Here is a 1,379-nt window from a genome sequence, read left to right as displayed (position 1 = left end):
CACAAAGTTTGCTTAACGATCAGAGGGCCAGGTCACCGGACACCGGTGACCTGGCCCTCTGTTGCGAGCCGACGAGGGGAATCGAACCCCTGACCTACAAGTTCACAAGATCTCGGTACGCGACCCTCTGACCTGCTGCGTTCCAGGTCAGAGGCGGTGTCGCCTTGCCCGTGAGTCCCCGTGATTCCCCCTTGGCGACCCTCCTGACGGGCACGCAACGGGCACGCCTGGGATGAGTCGGCCTGGTATCTGCTACCCGGTGAGCCGTGCTGAGGAACGAAGCACGGATCGTCGATCGCCCCCGGCCCCGTACGGAGATCAGCCCGCATCAGGCGATCGTCCTACGTTGTTGGTGCGGGTGATGCCACCGGCTGCAGACTGATCCGAGCTGGGCAGGCGGGGCTGTGGGGTTTCTCCTGAGGGCTTGCCGGCTCCATAATCACTGCGTGTCCAAGATGCCGGTGTGGTCTAAGTTGGCGCTCGTCCTGATGGTGCTGGCATTGGTGGTCAAGCTCCTCACGTTGACCTTCTGGGCGGGTGGCACCGTACGCGAACTACTTGACTGGGTGTTCATCGTCATCGGTGTTCTTGCCGTGGCTCCCCACCTGGGAGCCGGTGTGTGGGGGCTGGTCAAAGCACGCAGGCAGGAGTATCCCAAGCCCTTGCCGGAGGAAGCAGTCGATGGACCGCGTAAACGCCTGATGATGTCCTCGGCGCTCCGGCTCTTCGTTGCCCTGATGGGGCTGCTCGCGATTTCCGGGACTCTCAGGTCGGTTATCGGGTCTGGCCGGTATGGAGCCGGGCCGTTCGGCTGGGGCGTGGATGTCCTCGGGTTTCTCCCCGTGATCCTGTTTTTCGCCGCAATGGGAATCTCTGTGGTCACTGTGGTGTGGGCCTTGATGAGGTCGAGCAAGTAGGGAGCGAGCGGCCGACGCAAGGTCGCAGGTGCCGGAAGAGCCGCGAAACGTTGGGCCACTGGCCGGATAAACCTGTAGGCGGCGGTGCGGCCTACGCACGGTGCGTTGGTAGGCACGGCGTGGACGTGGTGCGGCGGGCGGCCCGATTTCCGCCGCCGTTCGGGGCCGGCGCCCACGCCGCACGCCCGGACGGCGGGCGGGTGGAGGGCCGTGCGGCGGCGCGCAGCGCCGCCGCCTTGAATAACCCATAAGAACAATTCGGCAGGTCACTCGTTGAGCTTTGACGACCCGAGCAGACGAGTGCCGTCGTGGTGGCGGATGGCCGGTGCCTGGTCCTGGTACATGGCGTCCAGAACGCGAACAGCGAATGCCTCGGATGCGAGTTCCCGGACCTCGGCCGCGGTGACCCGGCGGAACGCGCGGGCCTCGTCGGTCTCGGTGAGGTGGCCGCCGATGACCTTG

The 1,379-nt window shown here is 65.4% G+C and carries 1 protein-coding gene and 1 pseudogene; one reads left to right on the top strand and one right to left on the bottom strand.

Annotation, left to right across the window (positions count from 1 at the left end; all coding sequences use genetic code 11):
- Positions 1–446 precede the first annotated feature (446 nt).
- Positions 447–917: a hypothetical protein gene (locus IG98_RS0143840; RefSeq protein WP_030926480.1), complete on the top strand. Its 471-nt coding sequence runs from the start codon at positions 447–449 to the stop codon at positions 915–917.
- 266 nt (positions 918–1,183) lie between these two features.
- On the opposite strand, the pseudogene IG98_RS52250 reads toward IG98_RS0143840, so the two are convergent.
- Positions 1,184–1,379, bottom strand: a pseudogene (locus IG98_RS52250) (NUDIX hydrolase); the annotation flags it as partial.

The organism is Streptosporangium amethystogenes (genome assembly GCF_000721075.1).
In the GTDB taxonomy this organism is placed as follows: Bacteria; Actinomycetota; Actinomycetes; order Streptosporangiales; family Streptosporangiaceae; genus Streptosporangium; species Streptosporangium amethystogenes.
Note: the sequence above shows the minus strand (reverse complement) of the source record. Positions and strands in the feature narration are given on the sequence as shown.